The sequence below is a fragment of the Bradyrhizobium sp. SZCCHNS1050 genome, assembly GCF_032484785.1.
Lineage (GTDB): Bacteria > Pseudomonadota > Alphaproteobacteria > Rhizobiales > Xanthobacteraceae > Bradyrhizobium.
On the sequence record NZ_JAUETR010000001.1, the window covers coordinates 547093 to 568126 of the forward strand.

A 21034-nucleotide genomic window follows, 5' to 3' on the forward strand; every position below is an offset into this window, starting at 1 on the left:
AGGACTGCTCGTGCTGCCGTTCCTGTTCGCGCCAAGCTGGCTGGTGATCGCGAGCAGCCTCACCCTGCTCGGGCTGTACTTCACCGGCTGGCTGATTCCCGTGCTGCCGCTACCAAGCTCCTCTTGGATGATGCAGCATGTCGTCGATGCCAATCGCACCTATGCCAACGGCAACTTCCCGCAGATCCTCGCCCTCCGGCTTTCCGAGATCAGCGCTATCGCGCCGCTGCATCTGTGGATCTTTCCGCGCACGCTCGGACTTTTCCTCGCCGGCATCGTCATCTGGCGATCCGGCCTTCTGCGCGATATGCCGCATCACCGCGTCATGCTGCTGCTGACGGCCCTGGCCGCACTCGCTGTCACGATCGACGCCGGCGCATCGCTTGCGACTGTGAGCCTGGCGCTTGCCTATGGCGCGCTGATCCTTTCGGCTGCAAGCACCATCTGGGGCGCCGGCCTGCTCGGCTGGGCGGCTCCCGTCGGCCGGATGGCGTTCACCAACTATCTCATGCAGTCCGTCATCTTCGGCGTCGTGTTCTACGGCTATGGCCTCGGCCTGTTCGGCCGGCTCAGCGTCTCGCTCGCACTCGGCATCGGCGTGGCTGTCTATGTGCTCCAGATGATCGCGAGCTGGTGCTGGCTGAGGCTGTTTCAGTTCGGCCCCATCGAATGGCTGTGGCGCAGCCTGATGTACAACAAGCTGCAGCCGATGCGGCTTCGGCCGCACTCCTGACGCGACTTTACCCGTCGGGTTACTATGTCGCACCCCGACGGGTGTTGCGCCGTCGGGCAAATCAGCTGCACATTTCCCGGCGTCACGGCCTACGAGAGGGGCGCCTCGCGATCGTCACGAGCGTTGGGCCGGTGATGCGATGGCCGTCGCGGCATCAGGCGCGTTTGCGCAAGACGACTGGTGGCGTGGCGGACGGCGAAGTCGTGTGGTCCTGACATCCCGACGCTGATGTCAACTCGCGACGAGGCTTTGCTTCGCGCGGGGATGGTGGCCAGAAAGCCCGGCGCACCAGGGAGACCACGTATAAGCCGTAAGCCCGTCGCGCAGGGAAGGCCGGTAGTTGCGGCCAAACCTGTGGTGACTGCCGCCTGCTTTTCTTCCTGCAGGCGGGCCATGGGGGCGGCGAGCTTCCGGCCTTCCCTGCGCCCTCTTCGTTCAGAGGGCGAAATCTGACGCAAGACTCGGACGCGAAGCGTCGCGAGATCGCGGATCCATGTATCACCCTATGTGGACAAATAGTGTTGGAGCAAAGAACCTTTCCACCCCTCCACTGTCATCGCCCGCGAAAGCCGGCTATCCAGTATTCCAGAGGCCGTGGTCATCGAACCGGGAGGCCTCGGCGTACTGGATGCTCCGCCTTCGCGGAGCATGACAGCGGCAACAACAGAGCCGCCGTCACACGCTCTACCCGCAGCGAGCTACTTCCCCGGCCACACCGGCTTGCGCTTCTCGGCAAACGCCCTCAGGCCCTCCTTGGCATCCTCGGTCATCGCCAGCAGCGCGATCTGGCTTTCGAGATAGGCGATGGACTCGTCGAACGACATCGAGGCGATAGCGCGCATGGCGTATTTGCCGCGGCGGATGGCGGTCGGCGACTTGTCGACGATGCGGCCGATCAGCCAGTCGATCTTGCCGTCGAGCTCGGCGGCGGGAACGACATGGTTGAGCAGCCCGGCAGCCTGTGCAGTCTTGGCGTCGAACGGCTCGCCCGTGAGCGCCCATTCGTTGACGAGACGCGGCGGCGCGATACTCTGCAAGAGGCTCAGGACCTGCATCGGGAACACGCCGACCTTCACCTCCGGCAGGCCGAAGACGACGTGATCGGCTGCGACCGCCATGTCGGTCATGCACAGCAAGCCCATGCCGCCGGCCATACAGACGCCGCCGACGCGCGCAATCGCCGGCTTGGTGGAATTCTGCGACAGCCGGAGCAAGTCCGCGTAATCGACATTCGGGCGGGAGAAATCCATCGCGAAGGCCGCGCCGGAGTTCTGCAGGTCGGCGCCGGCGCAGAACGCCTTGTCTCCTGCGCCGGTCAGCACGATCACGCGCACCTCGGGATCGTCATGTGCCGTGCGATAGCCGCGCGAGATCCCGGCGATCACGTCGCCATTCAGCGCGTTGCGCTTCTCCGGACGATTGATGGTGATCCAGAGGGCCTGCCCGCGCTTGTCGAGAATCACGCTGTCGTCGGTCATCGCCTTGCCTGTCGCTTGATGTCGGATGCGAGATTGTCGCGGGATAGCTGCCGCGGGCAAGGAAAACTTGCGTCAAGAGGCCGCGCGGCGGCCGATCTCGGCGATGACCCCGTGCAGCAGCGGACGCACCGGCTCGAACTGGCCAGTGCGCAGGAACGCGATGGTCTGCCGGAACGACGTCGGATGCACCAGCAGGCCCATGTGCGACGCCTTGATGGTGGTGTGGTCCGTCATCCCGGCGAGCTTGCAGCTCTCGACGGAGACGCGGCCGTCGTTCGGCCACGGCAGCAGGAACAGCCCGGCGATCGGATCGAGGAAGCGGTTGCCGGCGATCACGCCGATCTCGTAGTCGGCGGGTGGCAGAGAGGCGAGCGTGACGTCCTTCGTGGTCACCAATTGCAGGCCGGCTGGACCGAAATAAGCGCGATAGAGCCCGACGTTCTGCAGCCGGTCGGCAAGCTCGCTGCCGCCATTGGGCGTTCCCAACATGACGACACGGCCGAGCCGCGCCGGCCGATGCTTCGCAATCGCGACCCGTGCCAGCAGCCCGCCCATCGAGTGGGTGACGAAGTGGATCGGACCGTCGATCCTGGCTGTGAAATCGGCGATCGCCGGGCGGATGTCGTCGGCAAGAAACTCGAGCGGTTTCTTGCGGCTTTCATAGTCGAGGTTCAGCGTCGCAAAACCTGCGCGCTGCAACCGCTTTTCCAGTGGACGCAGCATCAATGATCGGCCGGCGATGCCATGCAGCAGCACAACCCCCGCGCCGCGGGGGCCACTGTGCTGAGAACGCCGGCGCAGCGATGCGATCACGCGACTTCCCGCTCCTCCGGCTCGCGCTCCGTCGTAGCGGTTGCCGCACTCGCCTCGGCAAGTGCCTTGGCGCCGACATAGTCGGTCTTGCCGGAACCGAGCAGCGGGATCTTGTCGACCACCATCACGACGGCCGGCACCGCAAGCTCCGGCGCACCTTGGCCTTTGGCCTGGCGCTGCATCGCGGAGCGTTCGGCATCCTTCTGCGTCGTGATCAGCACGATGCGCTCGCCCTTGCGCTGATCGGGGATCGACACCGCGACCGAAGCCGCCTGCGGCCACAAGGTCGCGGCGATCTGCTCGACCACCGTCAGCGACACCATCTCACCGGCGATCTTGGCAAAGCGCTTGGCGCGGCCCTTGATCGTGATGAAGCCCTGCGCGTCGATGGTGACGATGTCGCCGGTGTCGTGCCAGCCCTCCGGCAGCGCCTCGAGCACGCCGGGATTTTCGGCCCTGACATAGCCGAGCATGACATTGGGCCCCCGGACCGAAAGCCGCCCGCCCTCCTCGATGCCCGGCACCTTGTCGAGCCGGTACTCCATCAGCGGCGACAGGCGCCCGACGGTGCCGACCCGGTTGGCCATCGGCGTGTTCATCGCCAGCACCGGCGCGGTCTCGGTGACGCCATAGCCTTCGAGCAGGCGGATGCCATAACGCTCCATGTAGATCTGCCGTGTCCGATCCTTGACCGGCTCGGCGCCGGCGATGACCAGCCGCAGCGTGCGGAAATCATAGGCATGAGCGGAGCGTGCGTAACCAGTCAGGAAGGTGTCGGTGCCGAACAAGATCGTGGCGCCAGTCTGATAGATCAGTTCGGGCACGATCCGGTAATGCAGCGGCGACGGGTACATATAGATCGGAATGCCCGCCAACATGGGCATCATCATGCCGCCGGTGAGGCCGAAGGAGTGGAACACCGGCAAAACATTGAACACAAGATCGTTAGCGTTGGCATCGACCCTCGCCAATGCCTGGGCGGCGTTCGCGAGAATGTTGCGATGGGACAGGACGACGCCCTTTGGCGTGCCTTCGGAGCCGGACGTGAACAGAATCACGGCGGGGTGGTCGGCATTGCGGGCGACGCGCGGCCTGGTGCCGTCGATCATTCCCTTGATCTTGTCGGCCAGGCTGACCGAGGCCTTGACGTCCTCGAGATAGACCAGACGGGCCTGCCCCTCGATCGCCGCGATCAGCTTGTCGAGCTTGCCCTTCTCGATGAAGGCCCGCGACGTCAGAACGGTCGTGACCTGCGCCGCCTTCATCGCCGCCAGCACGTTCACCGGGCCGGCGGAGAAGTTCAGCATGGCCGGCACGCGGCCGATCGACTGCAGCGCCATGAAGACCACGGCGACGCCGGCGGAGTTCGGCAGCAACAGGCCGATGTTCTCGCCCACCATCGTGCCCTGCTCGAGCTTGCGGCTGAGCACCTGCGAGCCCAGCAGCAGCTTGCGATAGGTCAGCTTGGTGCCGAGCGGATCCTCGATCATCACCTTGCCGGTGTCGTGGTCGCGATGGGCATGGGCGAGCGCCTCGAACAGCGTTCGATCCAGCATTGCGTTCTTCACCATGGCTTCGATCATCACGTCCTGCAGCGCAGCGCCAGCTGCATTGCGGCGGGTCTTGCCCTTGAGAGCCGCATCGATGGTGAGCTTCACCGGCGGCAGGATCGTCACCGTCACCTTGGGAAACCACGAGCGCTTGATTTGGCCATCCTTGAGATAGCTGAGATGCGAGCGCTGCGCGCCCTCGATGCGGATCGGCACCACGACGGCGTCGGCCTTGTCGGCGATCATCGCGGTGCCGTCATAGACCTTCATCAGCGAGCCCGACACCGTGATGCGGCCCTCTGGGAAGATCACCACCGGTTCCTGGCTGGCGACCAGCTTGATCAGATCGCGAGCACCGAGCGGCTTGGTCGGGTCAATCGTGATGTGGCTTACAAGTTTCAGGAAGACCTTCGCCCACCAGGCCTTGGAGATCCCGGTGTCGACGGCAAAGGTGGCATCGATCGGCAGCACCGCGTGGAGCAGCGGACCGTCGATCAGGCTGACATGGTTCGGCGCGATCAGCATGCGGGTGCCGGCCGGCGGCAGGTTCTCCAGCCCACGCACCTCAGTGCGGAACAGCGCGCGGAACAGCATCGCGCCGAAGTCGCGCACGCCCTCCCTGCCCCATTTGTTGAGCACGAACCAAACGGCGCCGAAGCTCGCCAAAGCCAGACCGAAGAAGATCCAGGCGATCGAGAGGCCTGCGGCCTGCAGACCGGCCACGCCCAGCGAGCCGACCACCATGAAGGCTGCCTGCAGCACGTTGCCGGCAGCGATGACCCGGGCGCGCTCAGTCGGCTCCGACCAGGCCTGCACCGCGGCGAAGGCAGGAACCACGAACAGGCCGCCACCAAAGGCGAACACCGCGAAATCAATCAGCATGCGCGCTCCCGCCCAGGAGCCGACGAAGGCGAGCGGCGAGAGGTCCTTCGCGGTCGCTGTCGTCCCGATCGTCCAGGACAGATCGAGACCGAGCACGCCCATGAGGATTGCGCCGATCGGCACCAGCGCGAGATTCGGCCTGACGTGGCTGAGATGCGCCGCGAACAGCGAGCCGATGGCGATGCCGATCGCGAAGACGGCGAGGCACAAGGTGACCACCCCCTCGGTGCCGCCGACGACATCCTTGACCAGCGCGGGCAGCAGCGACAGCACGACGGCGCCGACCAGCCAGAACCACGACACGATCACCATGCCGTCCCACAGCCGGGGCATGGCATGCAACGACTTCAGAAGGTGCGAGGTCGATGTCCAAGGGTTGGCCGTGATGCGCAGATCCGGTGCCGACGGCGAAGTGTGCGGAATGCGCGACGCCGAAGCCCAGGAGATCACCGCGAGGCCGATGACGGCGAGAGCGACCCATCCCATATGCGACGAGCCGGAGACGAGCTGGCCGCCGGCGATGGTGCCGATCAGGATGGCCATGAAGGTCGCACCTTCTACCAGCGCGTTGCCAGTAGCAAGTTCACCGACCGTCAGTTGATCCGGCAGCATGGCGTATTTCACGGGGCCGAACAGCGCGGCGATGACACCGAACATGCCGAGGGCGACGAACAGAAGCGGGATCGAATGCAGAAAGAAGCCCAGCGCCGCGAAGCCTGCGGCGAAGATTTCCGCGAACTTGAGCCGGCGCGCCACGATTCCCTTGACGTATCGATCCGCCAGCTCGCCGCCGAGCCCGGACAGGATGAAGAATGGGAAGATGAAGACGGCGCCCGCCACGGTCACAAGCGCGTCGCCATGCGTTGCCACGGCGCCGTAGAGCAGCATGATGACCAGCGCATTCTTCAGAATGTTGTCGTTCAGCGCCGAGGAGAATTGGGCCCAGAACAGCGGGGCAAAACGACGCGACGACATCAACTGCTTGATCATGATCGATTCCTGGTGTGCTGCAGCGGCTTGGCCGCAAGGACCGCAAGAGCCTTGGTTGGTGATGAAATGAGGTGGTGCCGGTGATGCATCCCGTTAGACGCGGTCATGCGGTTTCGCGTTCTGCTGTTGGTCGCCGACCAGCACGAAGAGTAGCGCGTAGGTCGTGTGCAAAAGGCTTATCCAGACCTGTAGGAGCTGGAGGGGATGTATGGAACGCAAGGACATGGTGACCGCTTCGTTGCGCCTGAGATGGGGATTCGAGACAAGGTCAGGTCAGTTCGCTCAGGTAGCGGAAGCAGCCGAATAGGCCGCCACGGCGAAGCCGGCGCCCTTCGCGCCCGGCGGCACGAAAAAGACGTTGTCCGGCCAGCCGCCTCGCTCGTCGCGCAGCGAGCAGACCGGCAACATCACAGGCATTTGCGATGCGCTCGACGCGCGCCGTCAAAAGGTGAGACGCGGACCGCGCCAGACCGTTCAGCATCACCATGGGATTGATCGAAAAAAGTTGCGGAGCGCGAGAGCTGAGAACCTGCATGGGACTTCTCCACGTTTTGAGCGTTGCTCAAAATGCTTACAACAAATTTGAGCGACGCTCAAGCGGGGAATGCAAGAGGCCCGATAAAGGTAAAATAATCCTGTGAACGGCCCGCTCCTAGGCGTGAGAGGTGAATAACGCCTTGGAATCAAAAGGGATGTTGATAACTCGGCTTTTGCCGAGCTGGTCAGCCCGCCGATTTGCGCAGCCAGACCTTGTTGTCGTGGAAGGCAGCGCCCCCGATCGGAGCGACGGTGTCGGCTGCGGTGAGCACATTGATGCCCCGTCCACCGATATGGGCGCGATTGGGATGGATCGATTCGGCGATCAGCACCCCGCGTTGAACTCCGTCGAACAGCCGGGCGGCAAGCGAGGTCTGTCCGCGCTCATTGCCGAGCGTGACGATGTCGCCGTCGACAATGCCGAGCGGGGCTGCATCCAGTGGATGGATCATGACGGAGGGGCCCCCTTCCCGCGCCTGCGACGATGGCGTCTCGTTGAAGGAGGTGTTGAGGAACGAGCGAGCCGGACTTGTCGCAAGCCGGAACGGATGCTGCTGATCGACCTCTTCGGTCACCGCCCAATGGTCGGGCAATGACGGCATGCGCTCCGGATTGCCCATGACGCGGCCGAATGGCGGATGAGCCCAGTCGGCCTTGAAGTGGAATTTACCGTCCCTGTGCGCGAAACCGTCGAGATAGTGCGAGGTGCGAAAGTCCGGCTGAAGGTCACGCCAGACATCGGCCTCGAGCCCGGCGATATCGCCATGGCCGCTCTTCTTCAACGTCGCATCGATCAACTCGCGCGGCGACATCTCGAAGCCCGGATGCACCGCCCGCAACCGGCGCGCCAGGCCCTGCAGCACCTCATGATTGGACCGGCACTCGCCGGGCGGGTCGATCAGCTTCGGTCCGACCGAAATGTGCTGATGGCCGCCGCCGTAATAGAGATCGTCATGCTCCATGAACATCGTGGCGGGCAGCACGATGTCCGCCATCTGCGCCGTCTCGGTCATGAACTGCTCGTGGACGGCGACGAAAAGGTCTTCGCGCGCAAATCCGTTGCGAACCAGCTCCTGCTCGGGTGCCACCGTCATCGGATTGGTGTTCTGGATCAGCATCGCCTTGACTGGCGGGCCGCCACAGAGGGCCACCGCGTCTCCCGTCAGGATGCGCCCGATCTGGGACTGATCGAGAAAGCGAGTGGAATGATCCACGGCGTCGTGGCCCTCGATGATGGACTCGTCGAAATGCCACAGCGCCGCGTTGTTGAAGAAGGCACCGCCTCCTTCGTATTGCCAGGCGCCCGTCACCGCGGGAATGCAGGATGCCGCATGCATCTGCGTCGCGCCGTTCCTGCTGCGGGTGAAGCCATAACCCAGTCGGAAGAAGGTCCGCTTCGTCTCGCCGACCAGACGGGCGAACGCCTCGATCTCGGCCACGGGAACGCCAGAAATCTGCGATGCCCATTGCGGCGTCCGCGTCTGCAGATGCGCTTCGAGTTCCGCAGGACAGTCCGTGTACTTCTCCATATAGGCGCGGTCGGCAAAGCCATCGCGAAACAGCACGTGCATCACGCCGCAGGCAAAGGCGCCGTCGGTGCCCGGGCGCAGGATGATCTTGATGTCGGCCTGCTTCATCGTCTCATTGTCGTAGACATCGATCGCCGCGATCTTGGCGGCCCGCTCTTTTCGGGCGCGCGCGGCATGAGTCATGACATTGACCTGCGTGTTCACCGGGTTCGTGCCCCAAATCACGACCAGGTCCGAGAGCGCCATCTCCCGCGGATCGACGCCGGCGATCTTCCCAGTGCCGATGGCAAAGCCGATACGCGCGACATTGGCGCAGATCGTCGAGTAGAAGCGCGAATACTTCTTCACATGGGTGAGACGATTGAGGCCATCGCGCATCACGAGCCCCATCGTGCCCGCGTAATAATACGGCCAGACCGACTGAGCGCCAAAGTCGCGCTCCGCCTGGAGAAATCGCTCCGCGATCTCGTCCAATGCCTCGTCCCAGGAGATGCGTGCGAATTGCCCTGAGCCTTTCGGACCGATGCGACGCATCGGATGCATCAGCCTTTCAGGATGATGAATCCGCTCGGCATATCTCGCGACCTTGGCGCAAACCACGCCAGCCGTATAGGTCTGCCGTTTCGAGCCGCGAACGCGGCCGATCGTCTTCCGATCGAGCACTTCGACGTCGAGCGCGCAGGCCGACGGACAATCGTGCGGGCAGGTAGAATGGCGGATATCGACCCGAGTCTGCTGGTTCATGCCCGATTGGTAGCATCAAAGAATGCATCCGCCGAGAGCATTCGCGAGGCATTCGCACGAACGAGATTCGTGCATGTCTGCTCCACCGCAGATTTGCTTCTGGATGTGGACAAGTCGCCGCCGACAACGGCCGATCCGGCGTTAGGAGCGAGATGAAGACGGCAAGAAAAGACGATAGGCTCTGTCGCGTGCTCGTGGTTGCTGCCTGCGTACAGCGCAGTGCACCATCGCGAGTCCTCAGCTGACGGCAATTTCGATTGCAAAGCCAGTTTCATATATTAATATATCAGCTGAGGAAACGAAGATGTCCGGTCGACCCCCGAGGAAATTGGCCGCAGCGCCACGGCCCGTGGTCGCCCGCATGCGCCGCAATGGTCGCCCCCGCGGCGCGACAGCAGCGTCACGCATCTACACCGATCTCAGGTCCGAACTCGTGTCGCTCGTGCGCCTGCCGGGCGAACCGATTTCGGAAGCGCAGATCGCGACGGCCTATGGCGTCAGCAGGACACCGGTCCGCGAGGCCATTCTGAAACTCGCGGACGAAGGGCTGGTCGAGATCTTTCCGCAGTCCGGCATCTTCGTCTCGCGCATTCCGGTCGCAGCACTCCCCGAGACCATCATCATCCGAAAGTCTCTCGAAGAGACGACCGCACGGATGGCGGCCGAGCATGCGACATCGAGCCAGTTGCTCAACCTGCATGCGACCCTCGAACGTCAGCGCGAGGCCTGCGCCGCAAAGGATCGCGAAGCCTTCCACCAGGCGGACGAGATGTTTCACGCTGGCATCGCCGAGGTCGCCGGCTATCCCGGGATCTGGAAGCTGATCGTTCAGGTCAAGGTTCACGTCGACCGCTATCGTCGACTGACCCTGCCGCAGATCGGACGGATGGCCGAAGTGATCGCAGAGCACGAACCAATTCTCCAGGCCATCGAACGGCGCGATCCGGATCGTGCCAGGGCTGCCATGGCGAGTCATCTGGAACGCCTGCTCGACGACATCTCTGAAATTCAGACCAAGAATCCAGAGTATTTCGATCAACCAGGCTAACGAGATGATCGCATCGAACCTTGCGGCGACACGATCATTCCGTCGGAGAGACGCCATGAAAAGACGCGATTTCATCAGACTGAGCGTGGGCTTTGCGGGCGTTGCAACGCTGCCGCCGATCTCGGCCGCCCTTGCGCAATCGAAGGCGGTGTTCAAGGCATCCGACGTTCAGCCGCCGGGTTATCCGACGGTTGCAGCAACAGAAAACCTCGGCAAGAAGCTTGCAGCGGCAACCAACGGCAGGCTGTTGATCCAGATGTATCCCTCCGCTCAGCTCGGCGGCGAGAAAGAGACTATCGAGCAGACCCAGATCGGGGCGATCCAGATACTGCGGGTCAGCGCCGGCGCGCTCGGCCCGATCGTCGACGACGTCAACGTCGTCAACATGCCCTTCCTGTTCAAGAGCATCGAACATTCTGAAAAGATGATGGACGGTCCGATCGGTCAGGACCTTCTGGACCGCGTCAGCGCCAATGCCAGCGCAAATCTCGTCGCACTCTGCTGGATGAATTCTGGCGCGCGCAGCATCTACAACACCAAGAAGCCCATCAGGACGGTCGAGGACGTCAAGGGGCTCAAGATCCGCGTGATCGGCAATCCCATCTTCATCGACATGATGAACGCGCTCGGCGGCAACGGCGTCGCGATGGGCTACGATCAGGTCTTCAGCGCGCTGCAGACCGGCGTGATCGACGGGGCCGAAAACAATCCGCCGAGCTACGTCTCCAGCAATCATTACACGGCCGCGAAGTACTATTCGCTCACCCAGCATCTCGTCATTCCGGAAATCCTCGTATTCTCGAAGCGGTCCTGGGCAAACCTGTCGACCGACGACCAGACCTTGATCAAGAAGTTCGCGCGCGAAGCGCAGATGGAGGAGCGCGAACTCTGGAAGGCCTACGAGCGGGAAGCGATTGAGAAGGCCAAGGCCGGTGGCTCCGAGATCGTCGAAATCGCCAACAAGGCGCCGTTCCAGAAGGCCGTGAAGCCGGTCTGGGACAAATACGGTCCGAAGTACCAAGAAATGATCAAGCGCATTCAGGACATCGCATAGACCGCACGCTCGGTTCGGACGATCAGGAGGCTTACGATGGCCGGACTCTATCGCCGGGCGATGGATGCACTGTATCCCGCTTGCGTCATCGTGGGCGTAACGGCGCTCGTGCTGATCTCAGCCGTCATCCCTTGGGCGGTCTTCACCCGCTACGTCCTGAACGGCGCCGCTTCCTGGCCCGAGGCGATGGCCGTCCTGTTGTGCTGGTGCCACCAAGCCCTAACGCCGTCCTTCACGCGCTCGCGACCGGCGGGACGATCTCGATCAGCGCGCTGTTCATGGCGGGTGTATTCCCGGGGCCGCTGCTCGGCTTCTCGCTGATCCTGCTCTGCATCGTGATCGCCTATCGCGAGGGCCATCCCCCACGGCCAGCGGGTCCGGCCAAGGATTTGGTCGTCCGCCGCCCCCCCGAAATCCAGCTCGCCGCCGGCGAGATACGGCCATCATCGGCTAGGTAGGACGCCGGAAAATGCCTCGCCGCCCCTACTCGTCTTCGTCTTGACCAGCCTCCGCCAATCCGCGTAGCGGCTCGGGGTTCAGAAGCACGATCGCCCCGTGCTCGAGGCGGACCCAGTCCCGCGCGGCCCATGCACGCAACTGCTTGTTGATGCTCTCCCGCGTCATGCCGACCATTTCGCTGATCTCCTGCTGCGTGATGGCAATGGTGCGGCTCGCGGCATCCAGCTTGCGCTTGTCGGTCAGGCCGAGCAGCGCACTGGCAAGGCGGCGGGGAAGATCCTGAAGGATGACCTGCTCGACCTGGTCGCTGGTCCAGCGCAGCCGATCGCAAAGCAGCTCGATGAACTTCATTGCCAGCACCGGCTGGCTCTTTACGAACGGCAGGAATTCGCGCCGATCGATGACCAGGATCTCGCAGTTCGTATTGGCCGTTGCATCGGCTGTACGTTCTCGTCCGTCGAGCACGGCGACTTCGCCGAATATCTCGCCGGCGCTGATCAGGTTCAGGATAGCATTGCGGCCGTCGGGCGACGAGACACTGATTTTGACGGTGCCACTGATCACGGCATACAAGCTCGAGCCGGGATCGCCTTTTGAGAAGATGGTTGCACCGCGCTTGAGCGATGTCGGCTTGGCGTAGCGGCAGAGCTGATCGACCGCATCAGCCTCGAGTTCACGAAAAATCGGATGCTGACGCAGCACCGACAGCTTGCCGTTGTTGGTAGGTCGGACGCTCGCCCGCTTTTCCTCAGCCACACCGCATCTCCCAGGCGTCCGAATACCGCCGCCCAAGGGAGAGGTCCAAAGCCGGTGGCCAAAGCCCCGCGAATGTCAGGGGACTATGGACACGCCTACAGCCACCAGCAAAGACGATCCCTCAGACTTGCGACCACCGATCCTCGATTTCATTGCACCTCGGAATACGGCAGATCGGCGGATTGTCCAGGAAAATGCGGCGAACGCTCAACGGCAAAGCCATGTGCCAATCGACGCCGGAGGCGTTTCCGCCGCAGATACGGGCCCGGCATACATTGTGCAGCGCGTGGGAATCGTCCAGCCGCCCCGTCGGACCAGCAGCGCTACTCTTCTGAGCGCAAGATGCCGCAGTCCAAGGGCAGCCTGTACCTCACACCCGATGCCTTGTCTGTGAATCAGCCCAAAGCAGGACCGCGGCGAACCCGACAAAGACCCCCACAACTGCAAAGCTGACCAACATAGCGTCGAGCGGCATGTCTCTCTCCCCTGTTCGAGTTTGAGATACAGTTCCCTACCGGCTGCGCGACAGTCCTTGATCCAGATCAATGCAATGCGGATTTCGCCAACGATGTCAGGCAGCAGCCATTGCTTCGGCTCGTGCCGAGTCCCGAAGCGAGACGCCCCCGGGCAGGATCGCGATGATGCCCTCCCGTTCGAGCTTCGTGAACGTTCGACTGACGGTCTCGATGGTGAGCCCGAGATAGTCAGCGATATCCTGCCGACTCATCGGCAACGGTACCATGTTAGAGGGCCCCCGAAGCTCCACCAGCCGATCCCTCCAGCCAACGAGGAATGTCGCGACCTTCTCCTCGGCTGATCGGCGCCCAAGAAGTACCATGTGATCACGCGCCTGATTCAGCTCCTGCACGGCCAGTTCGTTCATCCGGCGCAGCAGATTCGGCTTGTCCTCGGCAAAGCGTCCGAACGGTCCCTTCGCGAACTGGCAGACGGTGACGGGACCGATCGCGTCAGCCGAAAATCCGTGCCGTTCCTCCGTCGTCATGCCGACGAAGTCACCGGGGAGCGCAAATCCGACGATCTGCCTGCGTCCGTCGGGGAGAAGCTTGTAGAGCCTCATTACCCCATCCAATAAATTGTAGAAGCAGGACGACGTGTCTTCCTGCGCGAAAACCGTCTCGCAGGTCGCAAAATGCGCTCGGCGGCTGAGGTGCTCGAATTCGCGCATTTCGAACTGGTCGAGCGACGCACAGACACTGAATCCCCGCACGGCACAATCGGCACAGGCCTGCCCGTGGAAATCGATTGCAACAAGAGACGTCTTCATACGGGGGCTCCGGTGGGCCAAGCGCAAAGAGAATGATTGCATTCTAACGGACGCTCGAAGTTCCGATTGATTCAAATCAAACGAACCAACAATCCGGGCCCTATCGTGGCCGCCACTCCCAACCAATGGATATCGTGAATGCAGCGGCTTGTTCTGTGCCACCTTCTCGCCGCGATTGCGTTGGCGACCCCGTCATACGCGACGTCGACGGCGCAGCAACGCGGACAGGCTTTCGCGAAGGCCCACTGCGCACGATGCCACGCCATTGGTCGAACGGGAGATAGCCCGTTCGAACCGGCTCCTCCGTTCCGAAGCCTCCATCTCCGCTACCCGATCGAATCTTTGGGCGAAGCGCTCGCGGAGGGGATCATGACTGGTCACCCGGCCATGCCCCAATTCCAGCTTGCGCCGCCGCAGATCCACGATCTGCTCTCGTATTTGAAGAGCTTGGAATAGCCCGATCGATTCAGAGCGCCTGTATCGTCCAGGTCAGAATCGATTTGGCAATCCGGCCGAAGGCCTCATCGAAGGCGGACACGGCATCAGCAGGATCAAGCCGGGCAACGGGCTGGCTTTCGCCAAACAGCCGAGACGCGATGGCCTTGCCGTTCTTGTCGACGAGGCGAGCCGACAGGCCAATTTCCACCGCGGCGGTATCGCCATTGATCCGGAAACGGCGGACATCGATCAGCAGCTGAAAATCCGGCTGGCCCAGATCGGATGTCCGCAGCGGAGCGTGGGCCACATCGTAGTTCTCGAAGGCATCGATCAGACGTGATTGCAACAACTTGGGGATGCTGTCAGCCCACAGGAAATCACCGAACCCGGGGTAGTCCTTTGTGGGCGTGAACAGCATGCGCTGAGTCTGCAGCATCGCCACGGCCGTGGGCTCAGGTATCGAGAGCTGACCCTTGATGGTCTTGTTGACCGGCCCCAGTTCTCTTGGCGCGCTCAGATCATAGGTGACTTTCTGTGCTGGAGCACCGCCTCCCGTCATTTTCTCCAGACCCGAGACGATTCCATCGAGCTTGCCGGTATTCCGCGCGAGGCCGTCCGAGAATGTCTTGAGGTTAGCGATCGTATCTTTGAGCGGCCCGGCATTCTCCGCAAGAACTGCGTCGACACGCCGCAGGGCGTCCCGGGCGGCCTGCGTCATGCTTTGTCCGGCGCCTGGTTCTGCAATCAAGGTCGATACGGCACTCGCCGCTCCTGCAGACGCGCCGCCCTCCAGCGCGATCACCGGCACTCCGGTCAGCCCCTGAAATTCCAACCCTACTTTGGTGTCGGCGCGCACCGGGGTCGTCGACGCCACGGAAATCGTTGCGTTGACCCGACGCGGATCGTTCGGCGCCAGACCGAGCTCAGTCACCTCGCCGACCCGGATTCCGTTGAACAGAACGGCAGCCCCGACCAGCAGGCCGGGCACCGAGCCCTCGAACTGCACGTGATAGGTCGTGCGAGGCCCGAGTCCTCCGGTGTTGTTGAGCCAGTAAACGAAGCCAAAGATCGCGACGATGGCCGCCAGCACGAAGCCGCCGATGACAGCGAAGGGCGCACGGGTTTCCATCTTTCAACTCGCTTTTGGTTGCAGCATCTGGGATCGCTTGCCGTGAAAATAGGCTTTGACCCATGGATGTTCTGATCGGAGGAGGTCGCTCATAGGACCAATCGCCACGATCCTGCCATCGGCCAACGCAGCGACACGGTCGCAGACCGTGTTGAGGCTGGCGAGGTCATGGGTCACCATGAACACCGTCAATCCCAACGTCAGCTGGAGCGTCTTGATCAGGGCGTCGAAGTCGCCGGCGGAGATCGGATCGAGGCCGGAGGTCGGCTCATCAAGAAATACGATCGCCGGATCGAGAGCGAGGGCGCGCGCCAGCGCGGCGCGCTTCGTCATGCCGCCGGATAGCTCGGCTGGGAATTTATCACCGTCCTCTGCGCGAAGGCCGACCATTTCGAGCTTGGCTATCGCGATCTCATCCATCAACTCCTGCGACATCTGCAGGCTCTCGCGCAGCGGAAACTGTACGTTCTGTTTGACCGTCAGTGACGAGAACAGAGCACCCTGCTGAAACAGAATTCCCCAGCGCTTCGCTGCAGCCTGCGTCGTCCGCTCCTCGGCGCCCCCAACGGTTGTCCCCATGACCTCAATGGTCCCGCTGCGCCGAGGAATGAGTCCGATGATCGTCCGCATCAGGACGGATTTTCCGCCGCCTGACGCGCCAACCAACCCGAGAATCTCACCGCGACGAACGTCGAGCGAAAGATTGTTCAGAACGAGCTGCCGGCCGAACCCGACAACGAGATCGGTCACGCGGATCGCGCTGGACACGCCAAGATCATCCATCGCTACATTCCAATGGACGCAAAAAACACGGCGAAAAGACCATCGAGCACGATGACCAGGAAAATGGATTTCACCACGGATGTCGTAGTCTGTTGCCCCAGCGATTCGGCACTACCTTTCACACGAAGTCCCTCACTGCAGGCAACAATGCCGATCACCAGGGCCATGAACGGCGCCTTCAATATTCCCACTTCGAAGTGCGTCACCGAGATGGCATCGTGTAGCCGGGCGATGAAGATTGCCGGTCCCATCCCGCCATAGAGCTGGGCCACCAGCCCTCCTCCATACAGGCCAGCCATCGAGCCGATGAAGGCGAGAATTGGCAAGGTCAAGATCAACGCAACGATACGGGGCAGAATCAGCACCTCGACAGGGTCAAGTCCCATCGTCACCAGCGCGTCGATCTCCTCGCGCATCTTCATCGATCCAAGCTCGGCCGTGTAGGCGCTTCCCGACCGCCCTGCCACCATGATCGCGACGATCAGAACGCCAAGCTCGCGCAGGACCAGAATTCCGACCATGTCGACGACGTAAGACTCGGCACCGAAACGTCGAAAATGGAAGATCCCCTGCTGGGCGATGATGGCGCCGATCAGGAATGTGATCAACACCACGATTGGAATGGCCTGCCACCCGATGCGGTACATCTGATAGACGAGGGAGGTCACGCGCAGAGATTGAGGCCGGCGCAGCGTGCGCAGCAGCGCAAAGAACAGCGCGGCCAACATGTCCAGAAACACCTTGATGTCCTGGGCGGCCCCCAGACTCGAACGACCGAGGTCGGTGAGTTTGGCGAGGATCGGGTTCAGTCTCGGTGCCGGCTCGACGACTCGTCGATTGACCTGCCGGACCTCCTCGACGAGGCCGATGTAGTTTTCTGCTACCCCGATCATCTCGACCCGACGATCGCCCGCAGCAGCCCGGCGGCCGAGCTTCTCAAGCAACCAAGCACCGACGGTATCGATTTCGCTGACGGCCCCAAGATCGAGCTTCACGGCGGTCGCGCTGTTGATGCTGTTGCCGACAGAGCTGGTCAAGCTCTCGAGCTCTGCCACGTTCAGGGACACCCATGATCCGCTCGGACGAAGCTCGAGCACATCCTCCGTCGTCGCCGCGGTCAGTCCCGGATGAGCACGCAATTGGATGTCTCCCTCAGTCGGCGTGCCGAGGCACACCCGTTCCTAAATCGCGCCGATCTGCCTCGCTTGATCTGCGTCAATCCCGTCAGCGCAACGGGTTGAGCGAAATCAAGCATCGTGCCGAGCTACGTTCTACAGTGATTTTGACGCAAGGACAAAACATGGCCATCGACCCGACGACCCTCCGGACCGAGCTGGAGAGCCTGACGCGAGAGCTAAGCCAGCTGTTGCGGGGCGCGGGTACGCCGCGTGACAACCCGGACGCGCAACCAGCCGCCGGAATGCTCGCTGCAGCGATCGAGGCGCTAGACATGCGTCTAAGCGAGACAGACGTTCAGGTGGAACGAATGATCAGGGATCGTCCGATCGTGGCGACGGCTTCGGCCTTCGCCCTCGGGCTTGCCGTTGGCCTCCTGCTGCGGAGAACTTAAGTGGATACCGAAAATGTCGTTAAACATTTACGCCTTCTCTGGCGGACGGACCGGGTCATTGCCGACATCAGGCTTCGGCACTTGCTCGTCGGGCTTGGCCTCCGGGCCTTTGCGGCGCTGATCGCCGTCTTTGGCCTCCTGATGTTCGAGCTGGCGGCTTATCTTGCATTGGTCCAGGTCACCTCCGCGGTCGTGGCAGCCGCGGCACTCGGAGCCTGCAATATCGCGATTGCGGCGATCCTGCTGATCATCGCATCCCGTGCACCGTCCGGCCGGGAACTCGAACTAGCCAACGAGATTCACTCCTCGGCGATGGACTCGCTGCAATTGGAAGCACGAGCTTTGCAGTCCCGAATCTCGAGCGTGGTCAACCATCCGCTCAACAGCCTCATTCCGCTGCTCATCGTTCCCATTGCGACGATGATCATCAGAACTCTCCGCTCGCATGGCGCTTCCGAAGGCGAGGCGGCGAGTCCGCCGTCCAATGACGACCACCATCCGACCTGAACCGATGGACCGGGTGAGAGGACACCGAAGATCTGAGCTTAGAGCCTGAGTTTGACATTGCAAAGGTCGCGCTCGGTTGGATCGGTTTTGACCTCGAAACCGAGATTCCTACACATCTCCAGCATGACGACATTCTCCTGCAGGACGTCGCCGGAGATCATCTTCAGGCCCTCCGACTTGGCGTATTCGATGATCAGCTGCATCAATGCCCAGCCGAGTCCGCGTCCCTTGAGATCCGACCGCAACAGGATCGCGTATTCCCCGCTCTCGTAGACCGAGTCGGAGTGAATCCTCACGACGCCGACCAGTTCGTTTGTCGCTTCATCGAGAGCCACAAAAGCCATCGCGCGCGCATAGTCGAGCTGCGTCAGGCGCGCGATGAACTCGTGCGTGAACTCCTTCATTGGAGCAAAGAATCGAAGACGCAGGTCTTCCGCAGTGACATGCTTGAGGAACTCATGAATGGTTGGCTCATCCTCGGGTCGGATCGGCCGCGCAAGGATCCGCCAGCCGTCCTTGACCTGGAGATGCCGTTCCCATTGGCTCGGATAGGGCCGAACGGCGAAATTCGACGGACCAGAGCCTTTGAATTTCGGCGGAACCCTGCCGACGGCGACGCGCGCATCGACGGCCATGACGCCGCTCTCGTCGGCGAGCAGCGGATTGATATCGAGTTCGCGAATCTCCGGAACGTCTGCTGCAAGCTGCGCAAGCTTGACCAGCACCAGTGCGACTGCATCGGGCTTGACCGCTGGGACATCACGATAGGCGCGCAGCAATCGTGAGACGCGCGTCCGCTCGATGAGGTTTCGCGCCAGATGGAGATCGAGCGGAGGCAGACCGAGCGCCTTGTCGTTGATGATCTCGACGGCGGTACCGCCCCTGCCGAACACGATCACGGTTCCAAAGGTCGGATCGTCGGCAATGCCCATGATCAGCTCCCTCGCCTTGGCGCGGACGATCATGGCTTGCACGATCACGCCGGAAATCCGTGCGTCGGGCCGAACGGCCTTCGCGCGGGCCATGATCTCGTTCGCGGCGTTACGCACGGCCTCGGCCGTAGTGAGATTGAGCACGACACCGCCGACGTCGGATTTGTGAATGATATCTCTCGACAAGATCTTGAGCACGACAGTTGTGCCTTGAGCGAACAACTGCTCCGCATATCCGACCGCCTCGTCGACCGAGGACGCAGCGAACGTCGGCACCATCGCAATATCATAGGCCTCCAGCAGGCGACTGATCTCGACCGGATCGAGCCAGGTCCGCCCGTCGGCGAGGGCTGTCGCTACAATTCTGCGGGCTGCCTCGACGTCGGGCGCAAAAGAGCTCGGCATGGCCGGCGGCACAGCGGCAAGCGATTCGACCACCTCCCGATGACGAACGAGATGCATGAAGCCGCGAACGGCATCATCCTCCGTTGGGTAGTTCGGAATTCCTGCCCCGCTCAAGGTCTCGATGACCGACTGCTCCGCACCGACCCATGCCGCCAGAACCGGCTTTGCCCAGCGCCGGTGTTGCTTTCGATAGGTACTGACGAACTCGGTGACAGCCGTGGCAATGGCGCTCGCGGATGCAATCGCGGTCTGAACGTTCATGACGAGAATTGCATCGTTCGCTCGATCGGCGAGCAGCGCCTCGAGCGCGAGCGTGTAGCGTGCGGCGTCGGCATCGCCGACAATGTCGACCGGGTTGGATCCGGACCAGGTCGGCGGCAGGATGGCGTCGAGTTTGTCGTGGATGACCGGCGAAAGTGCGGCAGGCACGCCTCCGAGCTCGACCAGTCGATCCACGGCGAGCACGCCGATCCCGCCGCCATTCGTGAGAATGGCGAGCCTCTTGCCCATGGGCGACTCCACCCGCCCCAGCGTTTCGGCGCAGTCGAACAACTCGCGCAGATCGGAGACCCGCAGAACGCCGGCCCGGCGAAAAGCCGCATCGTAGACGGCATCCGCTCCCGCCAGCGCGCCCGTATGTGTCGCCGCAGCTTGCGCACCGACGGCACCGCGGCCCGATTTCACAACCACAACCGGCTTGACCCTTGCCGCCGCTCGCGCCGCGGACATGAACTTTCGAGCGTCCTTGACGGCTTCGATGTAGAGCAGGATCGCGCGGGTCCCACCGTCCAGCGCGAAGTGGTCCAGTAGATCTGCGAGATCGACGTCCAACTGATCGCCGATCGAGACGATTCCAGAAAACCCAACACCGCGCTGAGCAGCCCAATCTACCATCCCCGCCGCGATAGCGCCGGACTGTGAAATGAGCGCCAGGCTGCCTGCAACCGGCATGTGCGCCGAAAAGCTCGCATTGAGCTTGATGGTCGGCATCATGATGCCGAGACAGTTCGGCCCAATGAGACGCATGCCGTATTTCTGCGCTGCCTTCTCGGCCTGGTCAGCGAGCGACCCCTCTCCATGCCCGAGACCCGAGGTAATGATCAGAGCCCCTGCCGTCCCCAACGCGCCTGCGCGATGAATGAGATCCGGGATCGAAGGGGGTGGCGTCGTGATCACCACAAGTTCCGGCACAAACGCCAATTCGGCGAGACTGCCAACGGCTGCGATGTTGGATATTTCCCGATAGCGGGAATTGACCAGGCCAAGCTTGCCCTCGAACCGCGCCTTGACGATATTGTCGAGAATGGCCTTCCCTACCGAGTTCGGTCGCGGACTCCCTCCGATCAGAGCGATGGAGCGAGGCAAAAGCAGGTTCCGCAATCGGTAGGTCGACATTTGCACGTCCAACATCA

The 21034-nt window shown here is 62.4% G+C and carries 18 protein-coding genes; 7 read left to right on the forward strand and 11 right to left on the reverse strand.

All coding sequences use genetic code 11. The features are described 5' to 3' along the window. Positions 1–10: 10 nt before the first annotated feature. Positions 11–733 (forward strand): DUF418 domain-containing protein, encoded by a 723-nt coding sequence (locus tag QX094_RS02465; RefSeq protein ID WP_316187634.1) that lies wholly within the window; start codon positions 11–13, stop codon positions 731–733. A gap of 698 nt (positions 734–1431) precedes the next feature. Here QX094_RS02465 and QX094_RS02470 read toward each other — a convergent pair. The 5 genes from QX094_RS02470 to QX094_RS02490 all read right to left on the reverse strand — a co-directional run bounded on the left by QX094_RS02470 (position 1432) and on the right by QX094_RS02490 (position 9256). Next, positions 1432–2211: an enoyl-CoA hydratase/isomerase family protein gene (locus QX094_RS02470; RefSeq protein ID WP_316174099.1), complete on the reverse strand. Its 780-nt coding sequence runs from the start codon at positions 2209–2211 to the stop codon at positions 1432–1434. A 72-nt stretch (positions 2212–2283) separates the two neighbouring features. Next, the gene (locus tag QX094_RS02475; RefSeq protein WP_315753624.1) at positions 2284–3021 is read right to left on the reverse strand and encodes an esterase/lipase family protein; all 738 of its coding nucleotides are present in this window, start codon (positions 3019–3021) and stop codon (positions 2284–2286) included. After that, positions 3021–6446: an acyl-[ACP]--phospholipid O-acyltransferase gene (locus QX094_RS02480; protein ID WP_316169721.1), complete on the reverse strand. Its 3426-nt coding sequence runs from the start codon at positions 6444–6446 to the stop codon at positions 3021–3023. The genes QX094_RS02475 and QX094_RS02480 overlap by 1 nt, the downstream gene beginning before the upstream one ends. Positions 6447–6714: 268 nt before the next feature. Then, complete coding sequence (locus QX094_RS02485; RefSeq protein WP_315753528.1) at positions 6715–6981, reverse strand: hypothetical protein; 267 nt, start codon at positions 6979–6981, stop codon at positions 6715–6717. Between the two features lie 187 nt (positions 6982–7168). Then, positions 7169–9256 carry a molybdopterin oxidoreductase family protein gene (locus tag QX094_RS02490; protein ID WP_316169722.1) on the reverse strand — a complete coding sequence of 696 codons (2088 nt, stop codon included), beginning with the start codon at positions 9254–9256 and terminating at the stop codon, positions 7169–7171. 361 nt (positions 9257–9617) lie between these two features. On the opposite strand from QX094_RS02490, the gene QX094_RS02495 reads away from it, so the two are divergent. The 3 genes from QX094_RS02495 to QX094_RS02505 all read left to right on the forward strand — a co-directional run bounded on the left by QX094_RS02495 (position 9618) and on the right by QX094_RS02505 (position 11816). After that, the gene (locus tag QX094_RS02495; RefSeq protein ID WP_315713634.1) at positions 9618–10304 is read left to right on the forward strand and encodes a GntR family transcriptional regulator; all 687 of its coding nucleotides are present in this window, start codon (positions 9618–9620) and stop codon (positions 10302–10304) included. Between the two features lie 55 nt (positions 10305–10359). Further along, positions 10360–11358, forward strand: a complete 999-nt coding sequence (locus tag QX094_RS02500) for a TRAP transporter substrate-binding protein (RefSeq protein ID WP_315825123.1) — start codon at positions 10360–10362, stop codon at positions 11356–11358. 206 nt (positions 11359–11564) lie between these two features. Next, positions 11565–11816: a TRAP transporter large permease subunit gene (locus QX094_RS02505; protein ID WP_316169723.1), complete on the forward strand. Its 252-nt coding sequence runs from the start codon at positions 11565–11567 to the stop codon at positions 11814–11816. Positions 11817–11841: 25 nt separating this feature from the next. On the opposite strand, the gene QX094_RS02510 is transcribed toward QX094_RS02505, so the two are convergent. Beyond that, positions 11842–12573 (reverse strand): Crp/Fnr family transcriptional regulator, encoded by a 732-nt coding sequence (locus QX094_RS02510; protein WP_315712940.1) that lies wholly within the window; start codon positions 12571–12573, stop codon positions 11842–11844. A gap of 571 nt (positions 12574–13144) precedes the next feature. Then, a complete protein-coding gene (locus QX094_RS02515) occupies positions 13145–13858 on the reverse strand; it encodes a helix-turn-helix domain-containing protein (protein WP_315712941.1) in 714 nt (237 codons plus the stop codon). Between the two features lie 138 nt (positions 13859–13996). On the opposite strand from QX094_RS02515, the gene QX094_RS02520 reads away from it, so the two are divergent. Continuing rightward, on the forward strand, positions 13997–14314 hold the full coding sequence (locus QX094_RS02520) for a cytochrome c (protein ID WP_315825125.1): 318 nt from the start codon (positions 13997–13999) through the stop codon (positions 14312–14314). A 10-nt stretch (positions 14315–14324) separates the two neighbouring features. On the opposite strand, the gene QX094_RS02525 is transcribed toward QX094_RS02520, so the two are convergent. From QX094_RS02525 to QX094_RS02535, 3 genes are read right to left on the reverse strand one after another with little or no spacing between them, the layout of a single operon-like run. Further along, entirely contained in the window at positions 14325–15425 is a 1101-nt protein-coding gene (locus QX094_RS02525; protein WP_316159259.1) for an ABC-type transport auxiliary lipoprotein family protein, read from the reverse strand. A gap of 3 nt (positions 15426–15428) precedes the next feature. After that, positions 15429–16208 carry an ABC transporter ATP-binding protein gene (locus QX094_RS02530; protein ID WP_315712944.1) on the reverse strand — a complete coding sequence of 260 codons (780 nt, stop codon included), beginning with the start codon at positions 16206–16208 and terminating at the stop codon, positions 15429–15431. Positions 16209–16210: 2 nt separating this feature from the next. Next, entirely contained in the window at positions 16211–17347 is a 1137-nt protein-coding gene (locus QX094_RS02535) for an ABC transporter permease (protein ID WP_316169724.1), read from the reverse strand. Positions 17348–17508: 161 nt separating this feature from the next. On the opposite strand from QX094_RS02535, the gene QX094_RS02540 reads away from it, so the two are divergent. Both QX094_RS02540 and QX094_RS02545 read left to right on the forward strand, forming a co-directional pair. Continuing rightward, positions 17509–17778, forward strand: coding sequence for a hypothetical protein (locus QX094_RS02540; RefSeq protein ID WP_316169725.1), 270 nt, complete (start codon positions 17509–17511; stop codon positions 17776–17778). After that, positions 17779–18285, forward strand: coding sequence for a phage holin family protein (locus QX094_RS02545; protein WP_315712946.1), 507 nt, complete (start codon positions 17779–17781; stop codon positions 18283–18285). A gap of 38 nt (positions 18286–18323) precedes the next feature. Here the strand turns inward: QX094_RS02545 and QX094_RS02550 are convergent, their stop codons facing one another. After that, positions 18324–21017 carry a bifunctional acetate--CoA ligase family protein/GNAT family N-acetyltransferase gene (locus tag QX094_RS02550; protein WP_316169726.1) on the reverse strand — a complete coding sequence of 898 codons (2694 nt, stop codon included), beginning with the start codon at positions 21015–21017 and terminating at the stop codon, positions 18324–18326. Positions 21018–21034 lie beyond the last annotated feature (17 nt).

Bases quoted from the DNA above. Each gene is read 5' to 3' on its own strand.
- QX094_RS02520 (WP_315825125.1), top strand. From the start codon at position 13,997: ATGCAGCGGCTTGTTCTGTGCCACCTTCTCGCCGCGATTGCGTTGGCG.
- QX094_RS02485 (WP_315753528.1), bottom strand. From the start codon at position 6,981: ATGCAGGTTCTCAGCTCTCGCGCTCCGCAACTTTTTTCGATCAATCCC.
- QX094_RS02540 (WP_316169725.1), top strand. From the start codon at position 17,509: ATGGCCATCGACCCGACGACCCTCCGGACCGAGCTGGAGAGCCTGACG.
- QX094_RS02550 (WP_316169726.1), bottom strand. From the start codon at position 21,017: ATGTCGACCTACCGATTGCGGAACCTGCTTTTGCCTCGCTCCATCGCT.
- QX094_RS02495 (WP_315713634.1), top strand. From the start codon at position 9,618: ATGCGCCGCAATGGTCGCCCCCGCGGCGCGACAGCAGCGTCACGCATC.
- QX094_RS02525 (WP_316159259.1), bottom strand. From the start codon at position 15,425: ATGGAAACCCGTGCGCCCTTCGCTGTCATCGGCGGCTTCGTGCTGGCG.
- QX094_RS02480 (WP_316169721.1), bottom strand. From the start codon at position 6,446: ATGATCAAGCAGTTGATGTCGTCGCGTCGTTTTGCCCCGCTGTTCTGG.
- QX094_RS02515 (WP_315712941.1), bottom strand. From the start codon at position 13,858: ATGAAGACGTCTCTTGTTGCAATCGATTTCCACGGGCAGGCCTGTGCC.
- QX094_RS02490 (WP_316169722.1), bottom strand. From the start codon at position 9,256: ATGAACCAGCAGACTCGGGTCGATATCCGCCATTCTACCTGCCCGCAC.
- QX094_RS02500 (WP_315825123.1), top strand. From the start codon at position 10,360: ATGAAAAGACGCGATTTCATCAGACTGAGCGTGGGCTTTGCGGGCGTT.
- QX094_RS02470 (WP_316174099.1), bottom strand. From the start codon at position 2,211: ATGACCGACGACAGCGTGATTCTCGACAAGCGCGGGCAGGCCCTCTGG.
- QX094_RS02530 (WP_315712944.1), bottom strand. From the start codon at position 16,208: ATGGATGATCTTGGCGTGTCCAGCGCGATCCGCGTGACCGATCTCGTT.